The following is a 2,210-nucleotide window of genomic DNA, read 5'->3' on the forward strand; positions in this document are numbered from 1 at the left end:
GCGCTTGCTGGAAGCGACGGAGAAATCGATGGACATCGTCGCCTTCGAGGCCGGCTTCGGCAGCGCCACCTCGCTGCGCCAGCACTTTTCGGCGCGGCTCCGGACCTCACCGGCGCAGTACCGGCGTGAATTTTCCAGGCGGAGCGAGCGGGACGAGCGCACGGCGGGCGCCCTGTCGCATTGATTGCCGACGAAAGCAACCTCAACCGCGCTTGATCACCCGCGCCGGATTGCCGACCACCGTCGTATTCGCCGCCACGTCGCGCGTCACCACCGCCCCGGCGCCCACTATGGCGCCTTCGCCGATGCTGACGCCGCCAAGGATGACCGCGCTGCCGCCGATCCAGGCATTGTCGCCGATCGTGACCGGCCTGGCGATCTCCAGTCCCGCCTGCCGGCCTGCCGGCTCCTTATGGTGCTCGGCACAATAGATCTGCACATTGGGGCCAAGCAGCGTCCCTTTGCCGATGCGCACCGAAGCGGTATCGAGGATGGTGCAGCCGGCATTGAGGAAGGCGCCGTCGCCGAGACAGATGTTGAAGCCGTAGGCGCAATGGAAAGGCGCCTCGATGCGGGCGCCCTCGCCCACGCCGCCCAGCAGTGTCCGCAGGGCTGGCCCGAGGTTCCCGCGCTGACGGGGCGGCAGCGTATTGTGTTCGAACACGGCATCCGCGGCCACGGCGCGCAACGCGCCAAGATCGTCATCCAGGCACCTGTACCATTCGCCGGCCGCCATTTTCGCGCGTTCGCTCTGAACCATGGCAGTGCCTCCGTTTGACATCATTGCGAACAGCGCCGAGGCAAGGACCAGGACGTGAACCCATAAGCCAGAATACGCGGCCTTACGGAATTGGTCACCGTGCTATCACGACCTTGATTGGAAGCGGCCATTCGCGACCTGCTCCAGCAAATGAAAATAGTTCAAGACCGCTGTCGATTTCCGGCAGGCTCATTCGTCTTCACGATAAGTGGCCGAAGAAATTCGCCCAGGCAAGGAAACGACCGCGATGACAATCACGATCACGGCTTTTGAACGATCGCCCGATGGCGGCAAGGGACTGGCGCGCGATACCCGCGTTCGCTGGGCGCTGGAAGAAGTGGGGCAGCCCTATGAGGTTCGTTTTGTTTCCTTCGCGGGGATGAAGGCGCCTGAGCACCTGGCCATCCATCCCTTCGGCCAGATTCCCACCTATGAGGACGGTTCTCTCTCGCTGTTCGAGACCGGCTCTATCGTCTTTCATCTTGCCGAGCAGCATGCGGGCCTGCTGCCGAAGGATCGCAAGGAGCGCGCCCGTGCGATCACGTGGATGTTTGCCGCATTGAACACCATCGAGCCGCCGGTCCTCGAATTGACCACGGCAAGGATTTTCGAAGCTGACAAGCCCTGGAGCGAGGAGCGCTTGCCGCTGGTAAAGGACCGTGTTCGCGCCCGGCTGGACAGGCTCTCGGCTCATCTGGGCGTCGCCGACTGGCTCGATGATGCGTTCAGCGCCGGCGATCTATTGATGGTGTCGGTGCTGCTGCGACTGAGAATGTCAGGCATTCTGGATGAATACCAAAACCTGGCTGCTTATGTGGCGCGCGGGGAAGCGCGGCCAGCTTATCTCAGGGCTTTCGCCGCGCAATTTGCGGTCAACGCTCCATCAGCCAACTGAAACATTGGCTCATGGAGCCGAGCATGTTCGCTCGGCGCTTCCATCTCGACCACGTTTGCGCGCTCATGAGTCTGCGGCCTAGCCAAATATCCGGCCTATGGTAGCCTGCCGTCTCAGGGCCGTCCCGGCCCGGGATCGAGGGGGATCGACCATGCTCTACATTCTTGCACTCCTGATCGGCGTCATTGCCGGCCTGCGCGCCATGACGGCACCTGCCGCCGTCGCCTGGGGCGCCTATCTCGGCTGGCTGCCGGTTGCCGGCACCTGGGCGAGCTTCATGAGCCATTGGGCGGCTGTCGTCATCTTCACCATCCTGGCCATCGTCGAACTGGTCACCGACCAGCTGCCGTCGACGCCAAGCCGCAAGGTGCCGCAGCAGTTCGGCGCCCGCATCCTGCTCGGCGCCTTCTCTGGCGCGGTGATCGGCGCGGCCGGCGGCGCCACCATCGTGTGCCTGATCGCTGGCGTCATCGGCGCGGTCATCGGCACGCTGGGTGGCGCCGAAGCGCGCGGCCGTCAGGCGGCCCGCCAATGGCGACCCTGCCTGTCCCTGTC

Annotated in this window: 4 protein-coding genes; 3 read left to right on the top strand and 1 reads right to left on the bottom strand. The window is 64.3% G+C overall.

The features are described from left to right. Nucleotides 1-184, top strand: a 184-nt coding sequence (locus EOA36_RS33790; RefSeq protein ID WP_348629837.1) for a helix-turn-helix domain-containing protein, incomplete at its 5' end; no start/stop codon positions are given. An 18-nt stretch (nucleotides 185-202) separates the two neighbouring features. Here the strand turns inward: EOA36_RS33790 and EOA36_RS33795 are convergent. After that, on the bottom strand, nucleotides 203-760 hold the full coding sequence (locus tag EOA36_RS33795) for a sugar O-acetyltransferase (protein WP_127281052.1): 558 nt from the start codon (nucleotides 758-760) through the stop codon (nucleotides 203-205). A gap of 247 nt (nucleotides 761-1,007) precedes the next feature. On the opposite strand from EOA36_RS33795, the gene EOA36_RS33800 reads away from it, so the two are divergent. Then, nucleotides 1,008-1,655, top strand: a complete 648-nt coding sequence (locus EOA36_RS33800; protein WP_127281053.1) for a glutathione S-transferase family protein — start codon at nucleotides 1,008-1,010, stop codon at nucleotides 1,653-1,655. A gap of 151 nt (nucleotides 1,656-1,806) precedes the next feature. Continuing rightward, nucleotides 1,807-2,210 (top strand): DUF4126 domain-containing protein (locus EOA36_RS33805; protein WP_127281054.1); only part of this gene is annotated, 404 nt, incomplete at its 3' end.

Origin of the sequence: Mesorhizobium sp. M8A.F.Ca.ET.021.01.1.1 (assembly GCF_003998025.1) — a bacterium.
Classification (GTDB): Bacteria; Pseudomonadota; Alphaproteobacteria; order Rhizobiales; family Rhizobiaceae; genus Mesorhizobium.